General features: G+C 76.4%; 1 pseudogene. It reads right to left on the bottom strand.

Annotated elements, in window-relative coordinates:
• Positions 1 to 315 (bottom strand): annotated as a pseudogene (locus SJ20_RS12305) (DUF501 domain-containing protein); the annotation flags it as partial.
• Positions 316 to 331: the final 16 nt, after the last annotated feature.

Consider the following 331-nt stretch of genomic DNA (forward strand, 5'->3'; position numbering starts at 1 on the left):
GCCCTCGCCCAGGCGCACCACGCGCATCTCGCGCACGACGTCGGCCAGCGGCGCCGTCGGGTCGGCCACGGCGCCGGTGGTCTCATCCGTCCCGGCCGGCCGGGAGATCAGCAGGCGGATGGAGTTCGTGCCGCAGTCCACGCCGGCCACCGTGACCTCCTTGAGCGCGGCGACGCGTTCGAGGTGCCTCACGTGCCGGGACAGGTCCTTCGTGGGCACCGCCGCGGCCTCGTCCCACGCGCCCTCGCACGCGCAGACCTCGGGCGTCCACCACGGGGCCACCAGGGCGATCGCCTCGTCACCGAGCGGGTTCACCCCCGGCCCGGCCGCG

Source organism: Micrococcus sp. MS-ASIII-49, from assembly GCF_000946635.1.
GTDB classification, from domain to species: Bacteria; Actinomycetota; Actinomycetes; order Actinomycetales; family Micrococcaceae; genus Micrococcus; species Micrococcus luteus.